At 68.1% G+C, this 17,642-nt stretch carries 17 protein-coding genes and 1 tRNA gene; 12 read left to right on the top strand and 6 right to left on the bottom strand.

The genetic code is table 11. The features are described 5' to 3' along the window. Positions 1-34: 34 nt before the first annotated feature. From IM777_RS10760 to IM777_RS10725, 8 genes are all read left to right on the top strand, one after another. Positions 35-940, top strand: a complete 906-nt coding sequence (locus tag IM777_RS10760) for a ParA family protein (protein ID WP_228480764.1) — start codon at positions 35-37, stop codon at positions 938-940. Further along, positions 924-1,781, top strand: a complete 858-nt coding sequence (locus IM777_RS10755; RefSeq protein ID WP_194383343.1) for a segregation and condensation protein A — start codon at positions 924-926, stop codon at positions 1,779-1,781. Before IM777_RS10760 ends, IM777_RS10755 begins: the two co-directional genes overlap by 17 nt. After that, positions 1,771-2,376: an SMC-Scp complex subunit ScpB gene (gene scpB / locus IM777_RS10750; RefSeq protein ID WP_194383342.1), complete on the top strand. Its 606-nt coding sequence runs from the start codon at positions 1,771-1,773 to the stop codon at positions 2,374-2,376. Before IM777_RS10755 ends, scpB begins: the two co-directional genes overlap by 11 nt. Further along, on the top strand, positions 2,373-3,149 hold the full coding sequence (locus tag IM777_RS10745) for a pseudouridine synthase (protein ID WP_194383341.1): 777 nt from the start codon (positions 2,373-2,375) through the stop codon (positions 3,147-3,149). The genes scpB and IM777_RS10745 overlap by 4 nt, the downstream gene beginning before the upstream one ends. Next, positions 3,146-4,282, top strand: a complete 1,137-nt coding sequence (locus IM777_RS10740) for a prephenate dehydrogenase (protein ID WP_194383340.1) — start codon at positions 3,146-3,148, stop codon at positions 4,280-4,282. The genes IM777_RS10745 and IM777_RS10740 overlap by 4 nt, the downstream gene beginning before the upstream one ends. Then, the gene (gene cmk / locus IM777_RS10735) at positions 4,275-5,009 is read left to right on the top strand and encodes a (d)CMP kinase (RefSeq protein ID WP_194383339.1); all 735 of its coding nucleotides are present in this window, start codon (positions 4,275-4,277) and stop codon (positions 5,007-5,009) included. The genes IM777_RS10740 and cmk overlap by 8 nt, the downstream gene beginning before the upstream one ends. Beyond that, positions 5,009-6,535, top strand: coding sequence for a ribosome biogenesis GTPase Der (gene der / locus IM777_RS10730; RefSeq protein ID WP_194383338.1), 1,527 nt, complete (start codon positions 5,009-5,011; stop codon positions 6,533-6,535). The genes cmk and der overlap by 1 nt, the downstream gene beginning before the upstream one ends. A gap of 325 nt (positions 6,536-6,860) precedes the next feature. Then, positions 6,861-7,769, top strand: coding sequence for an NUDIX domain-containing protein (locus IM777_RS10725; protein ID WP_194383337.1), 909 nt, complete (start codon positions 6,861-6,863; stop codon positions 7,767-7,769). A gap of 26 nt (positions 7,770-7,795) precedes the next feature. Here IM777_RS10725 and IM777_RS10720 read toward each other — a convergent pair whose 3' ends face one another. After that, the gene (locus IM777_RS10720; RefSeq protein WP_194383336.1) at positions 7,796-8,176 is read right to left on the bottom strand and encodes an RNA-binding S4 domain-containing protein; all 381 of its coding nucleotides are present in this window, start codon (positions 8,174-8,176) and stop codon (positions 7,796-7,798) included. After that, on the bottom strand, positions 8,173-9,558 hold the full coding sequence (locus tag IM777_RS10715; protein WP_194383335.1) for an MFS transporter: 1,386 nt from the start codon (positions 9,556-9,558) through the stop codon (positions 8,173-8,175). Before IM777_RS10715 ends, IM777_RS10720 begins: the two co-directional genes overlap by 4 nt. Positions 9,559-9,676: 118 nt before the next feature. Here IM777_RS10715 and IM777_RS10710 point away from each other — a divergent pair. Beyond that, a tRNA-Pro gene (locus tag IM777_RS10710) sits at positions 9,677-9,750 on the top strand. 257 nt (positions 9,751-10,007) lie between these two features. On the opposite strand, the gene IM777_RS10705 is transcribed toward IM777_RS10710, so the two are convergent. From IM777_RS10705 to IM777_RS10690, 4 genes are all read right to left on the bottom strand, one after another. Beyond that, positions 10,008-11,930 (bottom strand): hypothetical protein, encoded by a 1,923-nt coding sequence (locus IM777_RS10705; RefSeq protein WP_194383334.1) that lies wholly within the window; start codon positions 11,928-11,930, stop codon positions 10,008-10,010. Further along, positions 11,927-12,919, bottom strand: a complete 993-nt coding sequence (locus IM777_RS10700) for a tyrosine-type recombinase/integrase (RefSeq protein ID WP_194383333.1) — start codon at positions 12,917-12,919, stop codon at positions 11,927-11,929. Before IM777_RS10700 ends, IM777_RS10705 begins: the two co-directional genes overlap by 4 nt. A 95-nt stretch (positions 12,920-13,014) precedes the next feature. Continuing rightward, positions 13,015-13,710, bottom strand: coding sequence for a hypothetical protein (locus IM777_RS10695; protein WP_194383332.1), 696 nt, complete (start codon positions 13,708-13,710; stop codon positions 13,015-13,017). Positions 13,711-13,922: 212 nt separating this feature from the next. Continuing rightward, the gene (locus tag IM777_RS10690; RefSeq protein WP_194383331.1) at positions 13,923-14,246 is read right to left on the bottom strand and encodes a hypothetical protein; all 324 of its coding nucleotides are present in this window, start codon (positions 14,244-14,246) and stop codon (positions 13,923-13,925) included. 169 nt (positions 14,247-14,415) lie between these two features. On the opposite strand from IM777_RS10690, the gene IM777_RS10685 reads away from it, so the two are divergent. From IM777_RS10685 to IM777_RS10675, 3 genes are read left to right on the top strand one after another with little or no spacing between them, the layout of a single operon-like run. Beyond that, on the top strand, positions 14,416-14,964 hold the full coding sequence (locus IM777_RS10685; RefSeq protein ID WP_194383330.1) for a hypothetical protein: 549 nt from the start codon (positions 14,416-14,418) through the stop codon (positions 14,962-14,964). A gap of 53 nt (positions 14,965-15,017) precedes the next feature. Continuing rightward, positions 15,018-16,667: an IS21 family transposase gene (gene istA / locus IM777_RS10680; RefSeq protein ID WP_194383329.1), complete on the top strand. Its 1,650-nt coding sequence runs from the start codon at positions 15,018-15,020 to the stop codon at positions 16,665-16,667. Then, positions 16,657-17,436 carry an ATP-binding protein gene (locus tag IM777_RS10675; protein WP_228480763.1) on the top strand — a complete coding sequence of 260 codons (780 nt, stop codon included), beginning with the start codon at positions 16,657-16,659 and terminating at the stop codon, positions 17,434-17,436. Before istA ends, IM777_RS10675 begins: the two co-directional genes overlap by 11 nt. The last annotated feature ends 206 nt before the right edge of the window (positions 17,437-17,642 follow it).

Raw genomic sequence — 17,642 nt, 5'->3', positions numbered from 1 at the left:
TGGCGCCGGGGGATGACTAGAATCGGTGCACGTTATGGCGAAGGCAGGAGAGTCGGTGGCGGCAACCAAACGCGGCGAGACGAAGGCGTCCGGTGACGAGACGGTCCTCGGTCCGACCGGACGGCCCTATCGCGGATTCGCCACTCCGCCCGCGCTCGACGGGCACGGGCCCGCGCGCATCGTGTCGCTCTGCAACCAGAAGGGCGGCGTCGGCAAGACCACGACGACCATCAACCTCGCCGCGGCGCTGGCCGGATACGGCCGCAAGGTGCTCGCCGTCGACTTCGATCCGCAGGGCGCCCTGTCGGCCGGCCTCGGCATCCAGACGCACGACATCCCGACGATCTACGACCTGCTGTTGAACACCAAGCGCGACCCGCACGAGGTGATCGTGCCGAGCCGCGTCGACGGGCTCGACATCATCCCGGCCAACATCGATCTCTCGGCCGCGGAAGTCCACCTCGTCAACGAAGTGGCGCGCGAGCAGATCCTCGCCCAGGTGCTGCGAAAGGTCTCGAAGGACTACGACGTCATCCTCGTCGACTGCCAGCCCTCCCTCGGCCTGCTCACCGTGAACGCGCTCACCGCGAGCCACGGCGTGATCATCCCGCTGGAGTGCGAGTTCTTCGCGCTGCGCGGTGTCGCGCTGCTCATCGAGACGATCGACAAGGTGCGCGACCGCCTGAATCCCACCATCACCCTCGACGGCGTCCTGGCGACGATGTACGACCCGCGCACCCTGCACTCGCGCGAGGTGCTGGAGCGCGTCGTCGAGGCCTTCGGCGACGATGTGCTCGAGACGGTGATCGGCCGCACGGTGAAGTTCCCGGACGCCTCGGTCTCGGGCATGCCGATCACGGAATTCGCGCCCGAGCACTCGGCCGCCCAGGCGTACCTGCGCCTGGCTCGAGAGCTGGTCGACCGTGGCGCCGTCGCCTGAGGATCCCGAGGACACCGCCGCGGAATCGGACGATTCCCCGCTCGTCGCGGCGGAGGATGCCGGTGACGGCTTCCGGGTATCGCTGGGCGTGTTCGACGGTCCCTTCGACCTGCTGCTGCAGCTCATCTCGAAGCACGAACTCGACATCACCGAGGTCTCCCTGAGCCGAGTGACCGACGAGTTCATCGCATATCTGAGAGACCTCGGACCCGACGAGCTCGACGAGGCTTCGGAGTTCCTCGTCGTCGCGGCCACCCTCCTGGACATGAAGGTCGCGGGACTCCTGCCGCAGGGCGAACTGGTCGACGCCGAGGCTGTCGCGCTGCTCGAGGCGCGAGACCTGCTCTTCGCACGCCTGCTGCAGTACCGGGCCTTCAAGGAGGTGTCCGCCTGGTTCGAGCGGTCCCTGCGCCGCGAGGACCGGCGTCACACCCGCTCGGTGAAACTCGAGGACAAGCACCGTTCGGCCGTGCCCGAGCTGGTGTGGACGCTCAGTGCCGACGACTTCGCGGCGATCGCGATGATGGCGTTCGCGCCCAAGGAGATTCCGCTGGTCGGCCTGGACCACCTGCACGCGCCGCTCGTCAGCATCCGGGAACAGGCGGCCGTCGTGGTCACGCTGCTTCGGGATGCCGGAACCCTCAGCTTCCGTGATCTCGTGTCGGGTATCACCCAGACGGGCATCATCGTCGCTCGATTCCTGTCGGTGCTCGAGCTGCACCGTCACGCGGCACTCTCCTTCGAGCAGCTCGAGCCGCTCGGGGAGCTCACCCTGCGCTGGACGGCACCGCGCTGGTCCGACGAGAACCTCGCCACTCTGGGAGCCGACTATGACCGATGACACGAACACGATCGAGCCGCCGACCCGCCCGCAGGACACCGGCTCGGTCGTCCGGCGGCTGGAGGCCATCCTGCTGGTCGTCGACGAGCCGCAGAGCCTCGTGAGCCTGGCGACGGCCGTGGGGAGCCCCGTCCCTGCCGTGCGTCAAGCGGTCGAGGCTCTCGTCGCCGACTACGACGGCGAGTCCGGCGGTCCCCGCCGCGGCTTCGAGCTGCGCGAGGTGGGTGGCGGGTGGCGACTGTACGTGCGTGAAGAGCATGATGACCTCGTGCAGGAGTTCGTCAGCGGACAGGCGCCGTCCCGGCTGTCGCAGGCGGCGCTGGAGACGCTCGCTGTCATCGCCTACAAGCAGCCGATCACGCGCGGGCAGATCGCGTCCATCCGAGCGGTGAACGTCGACTCCGTCGTGCGCACCCTCCTCGCCCGCGGCCTCATCACCGAGCTGTTCGCCGACCCGGATACCGGCGCCGTGAACTACGGCACGACCGATGCGCTGCTGGTGAACCTGGGCATCAATTCCCTCGACGAGCTCCCGCCGATCTCGCCGCTGCTCGACGACGGCTCGACCGGATTCGACGCGGAGGTGATCCGATGAGCGCCGCGGGACCCGAAGGTGTGCGGCTGCAGAAGGTGCTCGCGCAGGCGGGTGTGGCGTCGCGCCGCGTGGCCGAAGAGATGATCGTCGCCGGCCGGGTGCGCGTGAACGGGGCCGTCGTCACCGAACTCGGCACCCGCATCGCCCCCGAGACCGATCTCGTCGATGTCGACGGCACGGCCGTGCAGTTGGATGCCACGAAGCGCTATGTGATGCTCAACAAACCGCGAGGAGTCGTCAGTTCCCTGCGCGACGACCGCGGGCGCCCCGATCTGCGCCGCTACACCGACCGCTTCGAGGAGCGCCTGTTCAATGTCGGCCGCCTCGACGCCGATACGAGTGGCCTGCTCGTGCTCACCAACGACGGTGAGCTGTCCCACGTGCTCGCGCACCCGTCCTTCGGCGTCACCAAGGTCTACATCGCCAAGGTGGCCGGGCGGGTGAGCGCGCAGACGGTCGCCGCCCTGCTTCGCGGCATCGACCTGGACGACGGCCCGATCGCGGCCGACAAGGCGCGCATCCTCTCGACGAGTGCCGCGGGCGACGGATCCCTCGTGCAGCTCACCCTGCACTCCGGTCGCAACCGCATCGTGCGTCGGATGATGGACGCCGTCGGGCACCCCGTCGAGGATCTGGTGCGTCGCCAGTTCGGACCGCTCCACCTGGGCACGCTCCCAGCCGGCAAGACCCGGGAATTGACTACAGTGGAGCGCGGCGCGCTGCTGACTCTCTCTCGCGGCGGCCCATCCACCCCCTCTCCGGAGAATCCGTGACCGACGCCTTCGATCAGCCACGCGCCGGCGGCAGCGACCGCCTGTCGGCGCGCTCGTCGGGGACCGTGCGCGTCGTCGGGGCGGGACTGCTCGGCGCGAGCATCGGGCACGCGCTCGTCGCCCTCGGCGTCGACGTCGTGCTCGCCGACACGTCGCCGGCGCAGCTTCGTCTGGCGATCGACTACGGCGCCGGCCGTGCCGCCCGCAAGACCGACGATCCGTCGCTGGTGGTCGTCTCCGTGCCGCCGGATGTCACCGCCGACGTCGTCGCCGCCGAGCTCGCCCGTTTCCCGGACGCCGTGGTCACCGACGTCGCCAGCGTGAAGCTCGAGCCGCTCAGGGCGCTGCGCGAGCGCGGCGTCGACCTCACGCGCTACATCGGGTCGCATCCGCTGGCGGGCCGTGAGCGCGGGGGAGCGATCTCCGCACGTGCGGACATCTTCATCGGCCGTCCCTGGGTCGTCTGCCGTGATCGCGAGACCCGCGCAGCCGACCTCGCGGTCGTCGAGGGCCTCATCCTCGACCTCGGAGCCACGCCCATCGAGATGTCGCCCGAGGAGCACGACCACTCCGTCGCCCTGGTCTCCCACGTGCCGCAGCTGGTCGCCAGCCTGCTCGCGGGCCGGTTCGTCGAGGCCCCGGAGGGGTCGCTGCGCCTGGCCGGGCAGGGCGTGCGCGACACCACCCGAATCGCGGCGTCCGCCCCCGAACTGTGGGTCCAGATCCTCGGCGCCAATGCGGCGCCGGTCGTCGACGTTCTCGACGAGCTCGCCGCGGACCTCACGCAGGTGGCGGATGCGCTCCGCGACCCCGAAGCCACCGGCGCCCGCCGCGCCGTGGCCGATGCCATCCGGCGCGGCAACGACGGCGTCGAGCGCCTCCCCGGAAAACATGGCCAGAACCGTCGTTTCGAGAGCGTCGTCGTCATGGTCGACGACCGTGCCGGGCAGCTCGGCCGGCTGTTCGGCGACCTCGGCGACCTCGACGTGAACGTCGAGGACCTGCGCCTGGAACACTCCCCGGGCGCGCAGTTCGGTCTCGCCGAGATCAGCGTCGCCCCGGGCGTCGTGCATCGCTGCGTCGACGGACTGCAGGCGCGCGGCTGGAAGATAGCGAGTACAACCCATGACTGATCTGTCCACGCCCGCGGGGGCCACACCACCCGCACCCACGCCGCCGTCTGCCGAGACCTCACCCGTGACCATCGTCGCGGTCGACGGTCCCGCCGGCAGCGGCAAGTCGAGCGTGTCGAAGGAGGTCGCCCGCCGGCTCGGCTTCGGCTACCTCGACACCGGAGCGGCATATCGTGCGCTCGCATGGCACGCCGTCGAGCGCGGCGTCGACACCTCCGATTCCGCCGCCGTCCTCGATGCGACCGGCGACTTCGAGTACGCCATCTCGCTCGACCCCGACCGGTACTGGGTGCGTGTCGGCGACGTCGACGTGACCGATGCGATCAGACAGACCCGGGTGACGGAGGCCGTCAGCGGCGTTGCCCGCGTGCCGGCCGTGCGCCAGTCCGTCAACGCCATGTTCCGCGCCATGGTCGCCGGATCCGGCCGCGCTGGCGTCGTCGTCGAAGGGCGTGACATCACCACGGTCGTGGCCCCGGATGCGCCGGTGCGCATCCTGCTGACCGCCGCCCCCGAGGTGCGCGCCGCGCGCCGCAGCGCCGAGCTCACCGGCGACGACACCACGGCTGTCGCAGACGCGCTGCGTCGTCGCGACTCCGCCGATTCGAAGGTCGTCGACTTCCTCACCGCCGCAGAAGGCGTGACGGTTGTCGACTCGACCGAGCTCGACTTCGAGCAGACCGTCGACGCCGTGCTCGGCGTCATCGCCGAGGGAGGGGTGCGCTGATGGCCGCCGACGAGGAATACACCGCCGGCCCCGACGATCTCGAGGCCACGCTCGCCGACATGGACGATGAGCTCGCCGACCAGCGGGCGACCGCGCTGCGCGCGTCGTTGCAGGACTACGATCTCGACGACGAGGACGCCGCGCTGCTGGATGGTGCCGTGGTGGGCGAGGACGGCATCGAGTATCTGCCGGCGCTGCCCGTCGTGGCGATCGTCGGGCGCCCGAACGTCGGCAAGTCGGCGCTCGTGAACCGCATCCTCGGCCGTCGTGAGGCCGTGGTCGAGGACACCCCCGGTGTCACGCGCGACCGAGTCACGTACAAGGCCGAGTGGCTCGACCGTCGCTTCTCCCTCGTGGACACCGGCGGGTGGGAGCCGGATGCCCGTGGCATCGACGCGTCCGTCGCCGCGCAGGCCGAGGTGGCGATCGATCTGTCCGACGTGGTGCTGTTCGTCGTCGACGCGATGGTGGGGGCGACCTCCACCGACGAGCACGTCGTCAAGCTCCTCCGCAAGAGCGGCAAGCCGGTGTTCCTCGTCGCCAACAAGATCGACGACGCCCGGCAGGAGCCCGAGGCGGCAGCGCTGTGGAACCTGGGTCTCGGTCAGCCGCACCCGGTCTCGGCGATCCACGGTCGCGGGGTCGCCGACCTCCTCGACGAGATCATGAAGGTGCTCCCGACCGTCTCGGCCGTGGCATCCGCCGAGATCGGCGGACCGCGCCGGGTCGCGATCCTCGGCCGCCCGAACGTCGGAAAGTCATCGCTGCTGAACAAGGCGGCCGGTGAAGAGCGGGTCGTCGTGAACGAGCTCGCGGGCACCACCCGCGACCCGGTGGACGAGATCGTCGAGCTGGGCGGCAAGATGTGGCGCCTGGTCGACACGGCCGGCATCCGCAGGCGTGTGCACCTGTCGCAGGGCGCCGACTTCTACGCATCGCTGCGCACGTCGGCGGCGCTCGAGAAGGCGGAGGTTGCGGTCGTCGTGATCGACGTGACCCAGCCGATCAGCGTGCAGGACCTGAACATCATCGACCTCGTGCTCGAATCGGGCCGGGCGCTCGTGATCGCCTACAACAAGTGGGATCGCCTGAACGACGACGACATGGACGCGCAGGACCGGCGGCGGTTCCTCGAACGGGAGATCGAGCGCGACCTCGCGCACGTCGCCTGGGCGCCTCGCGTGAACATCTCCGCGAAGACCGGCCGTCACCTCGACAAGCTCGTGCCCGCGCTGGAGACCGCCCTCACGTCGTGGGATCAGCGCATCCCGACCGGCAAGTTCAACGCGTTCCTCTCGGAGCTCGTGGCCGAGCATCCCCACCCGCTGCGTGGCGGCAAGCAGCCCCGCATTCTCTTCGGCACGCAGGCAGCGAGCCGACCGCCCACATTCGTGCTGTTCACCACGGGCTTCCTCGACCCGGGCTATCGCCGGTTCATCCAGCGGCGCCTGCGCGAGATCTACGGCTTCGAGGGTTCGCCGATCGTGCTGAACATGCGCATCCGGGAACGCCGCCAGCGGTCCTGACCCCTCCCCGCCTGAGGCGAGGCGCTTCTCCCCAGCCATGTCCCACTTTCTGTCGGTGTGGGCCGGCAGAACAGCAGATATTGGGACATACCTTCCGGCGGGCGGCATCCATGTCCCACTTTCTGTCGGTGTGGGCCGGCAGAACAGCAGATATTGGGACATGCCTTCCTGCGGGTGGTGGCGCCCATGTCCCACTTTCTGTCGTTGTGAGGGCTGATAGCGACGGAAAAGGGGACATGCCGCAAGGGGAGAGGCGCAGAGTGGATGCTGAGGGTTGCGTTTCTGACGACCTCGACCGACATCGGGGTGTGCCAGTCTTGACGTGGTGACGATCCTCCCTCCCGAACCCGGTGAGCCGCGCCGGCCACACGGCCCGCGCGACCCGGGTGACGCCTGGGTGGAAGCGCCGGACGGCCAGCGCTACTGGGGGCGCTTCGGCGCCGCGGGACTTCTGGCTCTGGATGCCGATCGCGGCGTGCTGCTGCAGCACCGCGTGGGCTGGAGTCACTTCGGTGGCACGTGGGCTCTGCCCGGTGGTGCCCGCCATCAGGGTGAAGATGCGGCGACCGGCGCGATCCGCGAGGCGCAGGAGGAGGCCGGCGTCCCCGACGGAGCGGTGCGGGCGCGGCTGGAGAGCGTGCTCGACGTCGGTGTCTGGACGTACACGACGCTTGTCGCCGACGTCGTCGAGCCGTTCACGCCGGTGATCTCCGACCCCGAGTCGCTCGAGCTCGCGTGGGTTCCGATCGACGACGTCGACGCGCTGCCGCTGCACCCCGGTTTCGCCGCATCGTGGCCGCTGTTGCGCAGCCTGTTGCCGCGGCATCCGGTTGTGGTCGTCGACGTGGCGAACGTGGTCGGATCGGTGCCCGACGGGTGGTGGCGCGACCGTGCCGGCGCCGCGTCACGACTGCTCGACCGGGTTTCGCGGCGCGCGTCGCGCGGTGTGCCGGCCGATGCCCTGTGGCTGGAGGGCGACGTGTGGTTCCCGCGCTGGACCGCCGTCGTCGAGGGGCAGGCGCGCGCGGTGTCGACCGAGATCGCCGGCGTCGAGGTCGTGGCGGCGCCGGGCGAGGGCGACGACACGATCGTGTCGGTCGCGGCGGAGTTTCGCGGCCGGGGTCACGACGTGATCGTGGTGACGAGCGATCGCGGCCTGTCGGAACGGATCGTCGAGGTGGGCGGCCGGGTTCGGGGCGCGCGTTGGCTGCGCGATCTGCTCGACGTGGACTGATCACCGCAACGCGTGGGGCCGCGTCGTCAGCGGTCGTCGCCGTCGCGGCCGCGCAGGCGGTCGATCTCGCGCCGCTCGCGCTTGGTCGGGCGCCCGGCCCCACGATCGCGGACGGGCACGAACGGCACCTCGGTGCGTGGGGGAGGCGGCGGAGTGCGGTCCTCCACGGCTGCGGCGGCAGCGGGCGCACCGACGCGCTTGGTGATGGCCTGACGGACCACGAGGTGACGGTCGAATCCGTTGATGCGCACGCGCAGTTCGTCGCCGGGGCGAACGGGCTGGGCGGCCTTGGCGCGGTCGCCGTTGACGCGCACGTGTCCGGCACGGCACGCCGTGGTCGCGGCGGACCGCGTCTTGTAGACGCGCACCGCCCACAGCCACGCGTCCACCCGTGCGCTCTCGCTCATCCCGTCGAGCGTACTCGCGAGCGGCTGCGCGGAAGCCCGATCGTGGCGACGGCGACAGCGGCGCTGAGAGCCGCGATGATCCCGAACGCTGCGTCGAATCGGGTGCCGGTCGCGGACACGGCCAGGACGGCGCCGGCGGTCCCGGCCCCGAGTGCGCCGCCGAGCTGACGAGCGACGATGTTCGGGGCGGATGCGGTGGCCACGTCGTCGGCCGAGGCGAGTTCGATCGAGACGGTCAGCGCCGCGGCGAAGGTGACGGCCACTCCGGCACCCAGCAGCGCGGAGCCGGCGAGCAGGACGGGGATCTCGTGCGGGGCCATCCATTGCAGCGTCGCCCCGGTCGTCGCCGCGGCCGCGCCGACCAGGGCGGTACCGCGCCTTCCGAGACGTCGGCGCAAGAGGCCTGCGAGGGGTCCGACGGCGGCGATGGCCGCTGTTGCCGGGAGAAGGAGTGCCCCGCCGATCGCGACCGACCGCCCGAGACCGTCGTCCGACTCGACGAACGCGGGAAGGGCGACGAACGTGGCGAACAGTGCCGCGCCGCCGAGGAGCGCCATGAGGTGTGCCGCGACGAGTGAGCGACGACGCCGCCAGGCGGTGCGATCCCACAGGGGCGTGTCGCCGCGGTACTGGGTACGCGCCCAGCCGGCGAGGGCCGCGAGCCCCGCCGCCAGCAGCAGCGGAACGGTCACGAAGGGGGAGGGGAGCTTCGGGGCCTCCGTGATCGCGAGGAGCAGGGCAACGCCCCCTGCTCCGAGCGCGAGGGATGCGCGCACGTGCAGGCGTCGGCTGCCAGACGCGGGCGTGGCGGGGAGGAAGGCGAGGAGCGCGATCTCGGCGATGACGACGATCGCGAGCGGCAGCCATGCCAGGGCGGGAGTGCCCCAGGCGTTGACGAGCACACCGGCCAGCACCGCACCGAGGGCGGTTCCCGAGGCGAACGTGCTGGCGAGGATCCCGACCCACAGCGCGCGGCGGCGTGGTGGCACGATCCGCTGTGTCAGCGACAGTGCGAGGGGAAGCACGCCGCCGGCGAGACCCTGCAGGGCGCGGGCGAGGATCAGCTGGGTGAGGGTCGCCGCGCTTCCGGCGAGGAAGAGTCCGAGCGCGATGATCGGGAGGACGAAGAGCAGGATGCGCCGCGGCGAGTGATTGTCGCCGAGGCGGCCGATGACCGGTGCGGAGACCGTCGCGACGATGAGCGTCGTGGTGAGCACCCACGTGGTGTCCGCGGTCGTCGTGCCGTAGAGCTCGGCGGTGGTGGAGAGCGTGGGTGCCGCCATCGACAAGGGGAGGGCCGTGCCGACCGTGGCGAGCACGAGACCCGCGACGGCGCCGACGGACCGCGGCGCGAGCCGTGCCGTCCCGGTGTCGTCAGCCATCCCGTCGAGGCTACTCGCGGGCAAGGTGGGCGGTGCAACGCCCGGGCGTCGGCGTGGTTCGCAGCGGGGTGCCGTTGCGGCTAGGATAGGGGAGTTGTTCGGATTGCGGTCCGAACTCCGGGATGTGGCGCAGCTTGGTAGCGCACTTGACTGGGGGTCAAGGGGTCGCAGGTTCAAATCCTGTCATCCCGACCGGAGGGCTGTTGGCAAAACTGTTAGCAGAACAGCCCGCGGAGGTCGGAAAACAAGAAGACCCCCTGCGCATCGCAGGGGGTCTTCTTGTTTGTGGTGGATTTCGCGCGGGTTCGAGGGGTACTTCGGTTCTCAGTCTGCGGTTTCGCACGTTCGCGAAGCGGTATCGGGTGTTTTCGGGGTCGACAAACACCCCCTGTCGTGCGGTCTGCTTGCCGGCTTGATAGCGGCGGATGTTAGGCGAGCGGTTCTCGCTGTCACGTGCGCAGAGGCTGCGGCTCCGTGGATCGCTTGAGGTCCTTCGTGTTGCGGACGCGGATGTCGCCGTCGCCGTTGGTCTTGGTGTACTTGTTCAACCAGGCACGGTCGCGGCGGCGAGTTGGCGACGGTTCGGCGGGGCTGTTCTTGCGGTCACGTCGCTGCTCGTCGTCGAGGAACGAAGCAATCTTGCGAATGTTGTGGTTGACCAACAGCAGAGTGATGATGATCTGTGCGGCGCTGATGCCGCGGACGCGGCGTCGGCCGGCAGTTTCGATGTCCTCGTCGCCCGATGCTTTGAGCTGCTGGTTCTCTGACTCCACCGTGTTGCGGGCGTGCTCGTGAAACTCTTCCCACTCGTCGGTGCCGTAGTCGAACGCCTGCGCCGGCTGCTGCATGGCGGTGAGGTCGAATGAGGCGGAATGCTTCTTGCAGATCGTGTCGAGAAACTCTTCTTCGAGCGTCTCGGGCTCCACGTGCGGCCGCGCCTTTCTGGTAGCGGACTTCATCATCTCGCGGAGCGGGCAGGTGACGCTGGGGCTCGGCCCAAGCGCGGGGCAGCGCAACAGCGCGTTTGCGCTGGAGGACTTCGCTTTGTCTTTGACGTGTAGGGCGAATGCTTTGCGGCTCTTGATGCGCGCCTTGTATGTCGCGATGTCGATGACGCCGTCGTGAGCGTCTTTGGTTGCATTGAGGAGTGGTGCCGGTGTCGAGGGGCAGTACATGTCACCTTCGACTGCGAGCGCTCCGTGCTGTCCACCTCGCACTCCGAGTCGGTCGACGCGGTACTCCGTGGACGGAGTGAATCCGGTCTCGAGGGCGGGTTTGAGTAGTCGGCCGGGCACGCTGTTGGCCCAGTACTGCTTGTCCGCGTCGGCGACCCCGGGCTCCATCCCAAGTGTCGTTGCTGACCGGAGCAGGTCGACGGCTTCCTCTGCCACTTCGCGATTCGGGATGCTCAGGCTTGCTGCGACGACGAGGGTGGGGAATCGTTTGGTGCCGGGCGCCTCGGAGTCCACGCGTACGGCTAGATTGGCGACCCAGCCCCAGTCGAAGACCTTGCCCGAGTTCTTCTTGTCCTTCGGGTTCGTTTGGTCGACCTCGTGACGCTGGTAGTCAGTGCGCTCACCGTTGCCGACGTGCCAGCCAGCGAATGCGTCTACGGGGCCGGGAGCAATCTTGCCGAAGTCTGCGGTGCTGCGTTCGACCGCGATCTTGTTCTTGATGGTGTTGTGAGAGAACCCGCGGGTGGTGGGGGTTCCGACGTATGTCTGGTCAAACGACAGGTCAAGCTTCTTGTACCGGCGGCGGATGGCTCGAGGCTGTTCCATGATGGTCATGCGGAGGAACAGGCGCGTGAATTCGTTCAGACGCGCCTTGTACCTCTCGGATCGAACTGGGTCGTGCGCGTCTAGAATCGCTTGAATCATCTCGTGTGTTTTCGCCGTGTAGCGTTCCTGCGGGTACGGGTCCATGCGCGAGTTCATCCGTTGGAACGCGCGCATCGTGTTGTTGTACCAGCGGTCTTTCGAAGCGCTCGGGAGAACGAGCTCACTGTCGCTTTCTGGAAGTCCGAGCAGCTTCTGCGACGCGGGTGTGAGCCTGACCTGAAGCAGGAGAGCCGCTCGTCGTACGTGCATCGGCGAACTCTCGCGCGCGAGGAGAAGGAATGCGGTGAGTACGGCACGCGACGAGATCATCGCAGGTCGACCGCCCGTGCCATCGGTGTTCCGGTCCTCCGCAGCCCACTGGTCGAGCTTCTCCAGAACGCCGGACTTGCGAACGCGCGCTTCGGCGAGCGCGACAGTGGCGTCCTCGATGAGGTCGGTGTTGCGGCCCCGACCCAGAACCTCGGCGGGGCTGATTCCTCCGGTACCGAGGTCGTATCCGGGAATCAGGTAGTCGATGTCGGCGGCGGTCATCGGGGGACCTCGTCGCCGATGAGGAGACCGGTGTAATCGGACGGATCGACGGGGCGGGTGAAGTCGACGTAGCGGGTGAGCGTGTCATACGTGCGGAAACCTCCAAGTTCCTTCAGTACCTGGAGGGGCACACCGTTATCGAGGTGGTGTACGAGCCAGCTTGCACGGAGGCGGCACGGCGTTGGGCGGACAGGCGCAGGGTGGTCGGTGAGGAAGGTTTGGATGATGCGGGGGCGGTACTCCTCGATGTGCGGGCCGCGGAAGACTCGCTCGCCAGCGTTGCGTCCTTCGATGCTTCGGAGGAGGACGCGCGCCCAGGAATGACGGACAGGCACGCGGCGCGCTCTCGTTCCTTCGACGTTGACGAACACGCGGCCGTTCTGGGCGTCGATGTGCTCGACATTGACGCCGACGATCTCTTCCGCGCGGAGTCCGGCGCCGCCGGCCAAGCCGAGCAGTGCCCAGGCGTTCTGACGTTTCTTCACCGTGGTGAGGCGGGTTGCCCAGCTGTGCATGGTCGCGATCTGGGCGGGCGCGAACGGGGCACGGAGCTTCATGTCCGGGGCGGGAAGCCCGTGGAGCTCGGCGTTCGTGAGCTCGCGGCCGTTCGCGACCAGCTGTCGAGCCACACCCCACTTGTGCTCGGGGGAGCGGTGTCCCAGCTGGTTCTGCAGGTAGAGATCGATGTTGGTCTGCGTGTAGACGCGGCCGACCGTCAGCTCCAGTCCCGTCGATGCCCAGAGCCAGGCGTGAAACCGTGCCGACATCGACATCAGACGTCGTGTGCTGTCGAACGTCGTGGGCCGAAGAGCAACGGCAGTCGCGAGGGTGAACTCTCGGACGGCGTCCCACTGTGCGTGGTTGACGTGCGGGCGGTAGCCGAGCATGACGTGCCAGACGAAGTCAGGCATGTCGGGGTTGATGTCGCGGAGGTGAGCGTACGTTTGCTTGTCGCGGAGGATGTCGTTGAGTCGGTGTTTCGCGGTCATGCCGAGCATGTACGCGGCGGCTCGGAAAACTTGTGATGTGAGCTGGCCGGTAGCTCGCATGACCATTCACCGGCTCTCGAAGCGCTTGACCGATGTCAGTGCATGGGAGCTATGGGCTGCGGAATGAAGCGTGTGATTCGGTCGAGTGCGGCGAGATTCTCCAGCCCGGCAATGCAGAGAAGCTCGCGCGGGGCTGTGCCTGCGATCAAGTGGGTCAGTAGCCAGGTTGTTCGCATGCGGGCAGGGCGGACATCGAGGTCCGTCCGCTGACCGCGGTGGAGGAAATCGGTGACTTGGGCGCCCCGGACGCCCTGCCGTCCGGGGCGGAACACCCAACGGTCGCGATCCTCGTCGTCGAGAAAGTCGAGCAGTGGTGCGGTCCAGTGCGGCAACACGGGCACGAGCCGAGTGCGTGGCTCCCACACCGTGACGTGAAGGATGCCGTCGTGCCATTCCAGGTCCGTGCCACGGACCGTAAGGAGCTCCCGGGTGGCGAGCCCGGCGCCGAGGCCGAGCGCAAGCAGGACCAGTGCATCGCGCCGCCGGCTGGGACGCCCTTGCCGTACCGCCCAGCTTCTGAGGGCGGCCACCTCGGATGCCGAATAGGGGGCCGTCGGTTCGGAGCGCGGGATCGGCAGGGTCTTCTCGTACGTCGGCGTGACGACCTCAGCTATGGCAAGAAGCGTCGAGCGGTACGTGGCCCGGCTACTGCGGGAGAATTCCGGCATCCCGAGATGAACGAACTCGTCAACGAGTCGTTGACGAAAGATCCGCGTCGTCTCGGCGGGCACACCCCGTGTCTGCCATGCCCAGAGAGCGAATGCGGTGGCTGGGGGGTACAGGCTGCCGGGGTCACGGTTCAACGTCTGGGCAGCGATGGTCACGGCGCGCGTGACCGCTGGTTCGAGCTCCGCCCAGTACGGGCGAGCGTTTATGGGCGTATACGTCGGGAGCGCTGGGTCTGAGGATCCGAGCGTCTCGCTCGGGTCCATTGGGGGCCGCGTCACCTTGCGCGTTCCAATCTCGTGCGGGACGTCGTTGGCAGGATTCGCGCCACGGGCTCGGTCGTGCGTCGGGTGAACCAGACCCCGGGGATGTCGAGATCGAGGAGGAGCACCATCGGCTCGCCGACGCGACAGGTCGCGAGCAGTACCAGGTCGACCTGTTCGCGGGTTCGGCGCCGCAGGGGGCTTGGGGGCGTCGCGAAGGTCGTGACGGTGCGGGCGTCGAGATCGACACAGAGGTCGGTTCCGTCTGCGGTCTCGACGACGTGGGTCCCGTGCATGTCATCCGTGAGGAAGGGCTCATCGTGGGTGGCGCTGGACATTGGGTTCCCTTCGGCGGCGCGTTGCATCGACATCGACACGCTACGAATCGCGGATGCGTGAGTCCGCCGACTCAGCGACAACGACGACGCCACGCCGCGTGGTCGACCTGCGGATCCGCACTGCGCATAGGTCCATGTGGGCGCACCACTTGCGCCCCGAAAGGACCCCGTGCTCACGCCGACACGCGACGAACTCCATGCCCAAGCCGACGCCCTGTGGCGGTCCGCAAGACCCGACGACATCGACGCGAACCGGTATTCAATGACGGCGTCGTGGATTCTTCAGGAAATTTCTGCCACGTCGAGGCGGGCGGCCAAATGGATCGAAACGCTCCATCGATACGAGGATCACTGGCGCATGCTCGGTCGGGCACCACGCGAGAACACGCGAGCGCGCACCACTCTCGGCGACGAGGAACGACGGCTCGGCGAATGGGCGCGATATCAGCGGCGTTTCGAGGATCAGCTCAACGCGTATCAGCGGGCTCGGCTCGACGTGTCGCCCGCCTTCGACTGGGATCCCCTGGAGAGCGTGTGGCGCACGAACCTGGCAGCTTGCGTCACCTTCGTCAAAGACATGGGTGACCTGCCGCGCTTGAACGGTGAAGATGCTCGGGAGTTCGCTCTCGCGTGTTTAGACGACGCTTCGGAAAGCGCGTGTGTAAAGATCGGAAAGCGCGCGTGTAAGCATCGGGTAGCGCGCGTGGCTGCTCAATGATGACTCTCACCCCTGTCGACGAGTGTTCGTCGGGGTGAGAGGAATGATTCCTGATGACCGACTACCGCCAGTTGATGCGGCTCGTGCTGGACAAGGTCCCGTATCGCGAGATCGCTGCCCGGGAGGGATGCTCGCAGCGCACGATCGCGAAGGTCCGCCGGGTGCTCGACGAACACGAGCTGACGGCTGTCAGCCAGGTCGACGCGCTCTCACGCGAAGACGTTGACGGGCTGTTCTCCGACGGGCGCAAGAGCGTCACCGGGGAGTTCGTGCCGGTCGATATCGACAGAGTCGTCGCTGCCAGGCTGGGGCGGAACAAGCCCCCGCTGAAGGTGTTGTGGGCGCAGTATCTGCAGGTCGACGCTCCCGATGGCCGCAGCCACTATGGGTATGAACGGTTCTGTCAGATCGTCGCCGAGCACGTGCGAGTCAACGACCTCACCGCCCCGATCCAGCACGTCCCCGGGCATACGATGCAGGTCGACTGGGCGGGCACCCGGATGCAGATCGTCGACCCGATCTCTGGGCAGGTCACCTCGGTGTCGGTGTTCGTGGCGTCGCTGCCGTACTCCGGGCTCGTGTTCGCTTACGGGTGTCTGGACGAGAAGTTCCCCGCCTGGGCGGACGCGCACCGGCGAGCATTCGAATACATAGACGGCGTCACGTTGCTGGTCGTGCCGGACAACGCGTCGACGGCGTCGAACCAGATCAGCAAGAGCGAACGCGCCCGCGACGTGAACTCCTCCTACGCGCAGTTCCTCGAGCACTACCGAACCGCTGCGGTCCCGACCAGATCCGCGGCACCCAGAGACAAGGGTCATGTCGAATCCGGGGTGAAGGTGGTCACGAACTGGGTCATCCATTACCTCGCCGACCAGGTGTTCGCCTCCCTCGACGACCTGAACGACGCGATCGCCGAGCGGGTGGAATGGATCAACCACCGGACCCCGTTCCGCGGAGAGGCACGATCGCGGTGGGATTGGTTCACCGAGCACGAGAAGCCGGCGCTGCTCGAGTTGCCCGAACAGCGATGGGAGCCGGTGACGTGGCGGAAAGCGAAGGTGCATCGCGACTGGCATATCCAGATCGACACGATCAAGTACTCCGTCCCGTACGGGTTCGCCGGCCGCGGGGTGGACGTGCGGATCGTCGGCGACACGCTCGACGTCCTCGCTGACGGGGAAGTGATCGCCACCCACCAGCTCGGCAGGCACCGCAACCGCTACGTCACCGACCCGGAGCACGCACCCGCCCACCTGGAAGATCAGGCCGGGCTCTGGACCCGCGCCTACTTCCTCCGCCAGGCCGCGAAAGCAGGCCCCGGGACCGTGACCGCCCTGACCCGCCTGCTGGATTCGAAGACGATCGAGGCGCAAGGATTCCGCTCCTGCATGAACATCCTCGACCTCGGAAAGCGCGGGAACCGGCAACTCCTGGAGCAGGCCTGCCGACGCCTCACGGACGGTGACGAGCGCCGGCAGGTCAGCTACACCTCCGTGAAGCACGCCATCGCCGCGGTCCGCGCCGAGCAGGACGCCAGACCCAGCGCCGATCCAGAGGCCTGGGCCAGAGCGGACACTCCGCCGTCGTCGCGTCCACCCGCCGGGCGGGACACCAGCCGGGCCCACCTGGCCGGCATCAGCGCGTTCAGCCTCGACAACCTCATCGGCACCGGTCAGGGAATCGAGGGCGATGATGCGTGACCAGCACCTCACCATCGACGACATGCCCCTGTTCACCCGGTTGCGAATGACCGCGTTCGGCGAAGCCGTCATCGACATCGCCAACGACCCCACCTTCGATGAATGGACCTTCTCACAGAAGATCCGCCATGCCCTCGAGCAGGAAACCGCCGCCCGAGGCGAGCGGCGCATGATGAAACTGCTCAAAGCGTCCCGCACCCCGAACCCGGCCGCTTGCGTCGAAGACATCCGCTACCTCGAAGGCCGCAGCTTGAACCGCGAGGTCGTCGCCCGCCTCGCAGCATGCCACTGGATCGACCGCACCACGAACCTCGTCGTCCTGGGATCGTCGAGCGTCGGCAAGTCCTACCTCGCGCAAGCGCTCGTGCACGCCGCCTGCCGACGCGACTACACCGCCCGGTACTACCGGCTCGACGACCTCGCCAACCAGCTCGCCGTCCACCACCACACCGACCCCGCCCGGCTACGGTTCCTCAGCGAGCTGCACTCCTGCGACCTGCTCGTGCTCGACGACTTCTTAACAACGCCGATCACGAGCGAGACCGCGGCCGAGCTGCTCAACATCCTCGCCGCACGCGAAGGCAGAGGCTCAACCGCAGTGACCAGTCAGTTCGACCCCGAGGACTGGTACAAATCTCTCCACGATGCAGTGATCGCCGAGTCGATCCTGAACCGGATCATCTCCAACGCCGAGATCGTGCAACTCGCCGGCCCCAACATGCGCCGCCACACCGCTGCCATCACCGAAGAAGAGGTACACGCCGGATAGCCCACCGCTGGGCGCGGCGCGCTTTCCGACCGCCGCGCCCACGCTTTCCGATCCCCACACACGCGCTTTCCGAAGCGCCGTCTAAACACTCGCGCGCTGGCTGGGGCGTCAGCTTCAAAGGCTGCAGACGGGGACTCTCGGTGAGAAGCGCGCCCAAGCGTTGCACCGGTTGCTGGCGCTTCGACGACGGGAGTGATCCCGCGTCG

The sequence above is a fragment of the Microbacterium luteum genome (assembly GCF_015277875.1).
GTDB lineage: Bacteria > Actinomycetota > Actinomycetes > Actinomycetales > Microbacteriaceae > Microbacterium > Microbacterium luteum.
Note: the sequence above shows the minus strand (reverse complement) of the source record. Positions and strands in the feature narration are given on the sequence as shown.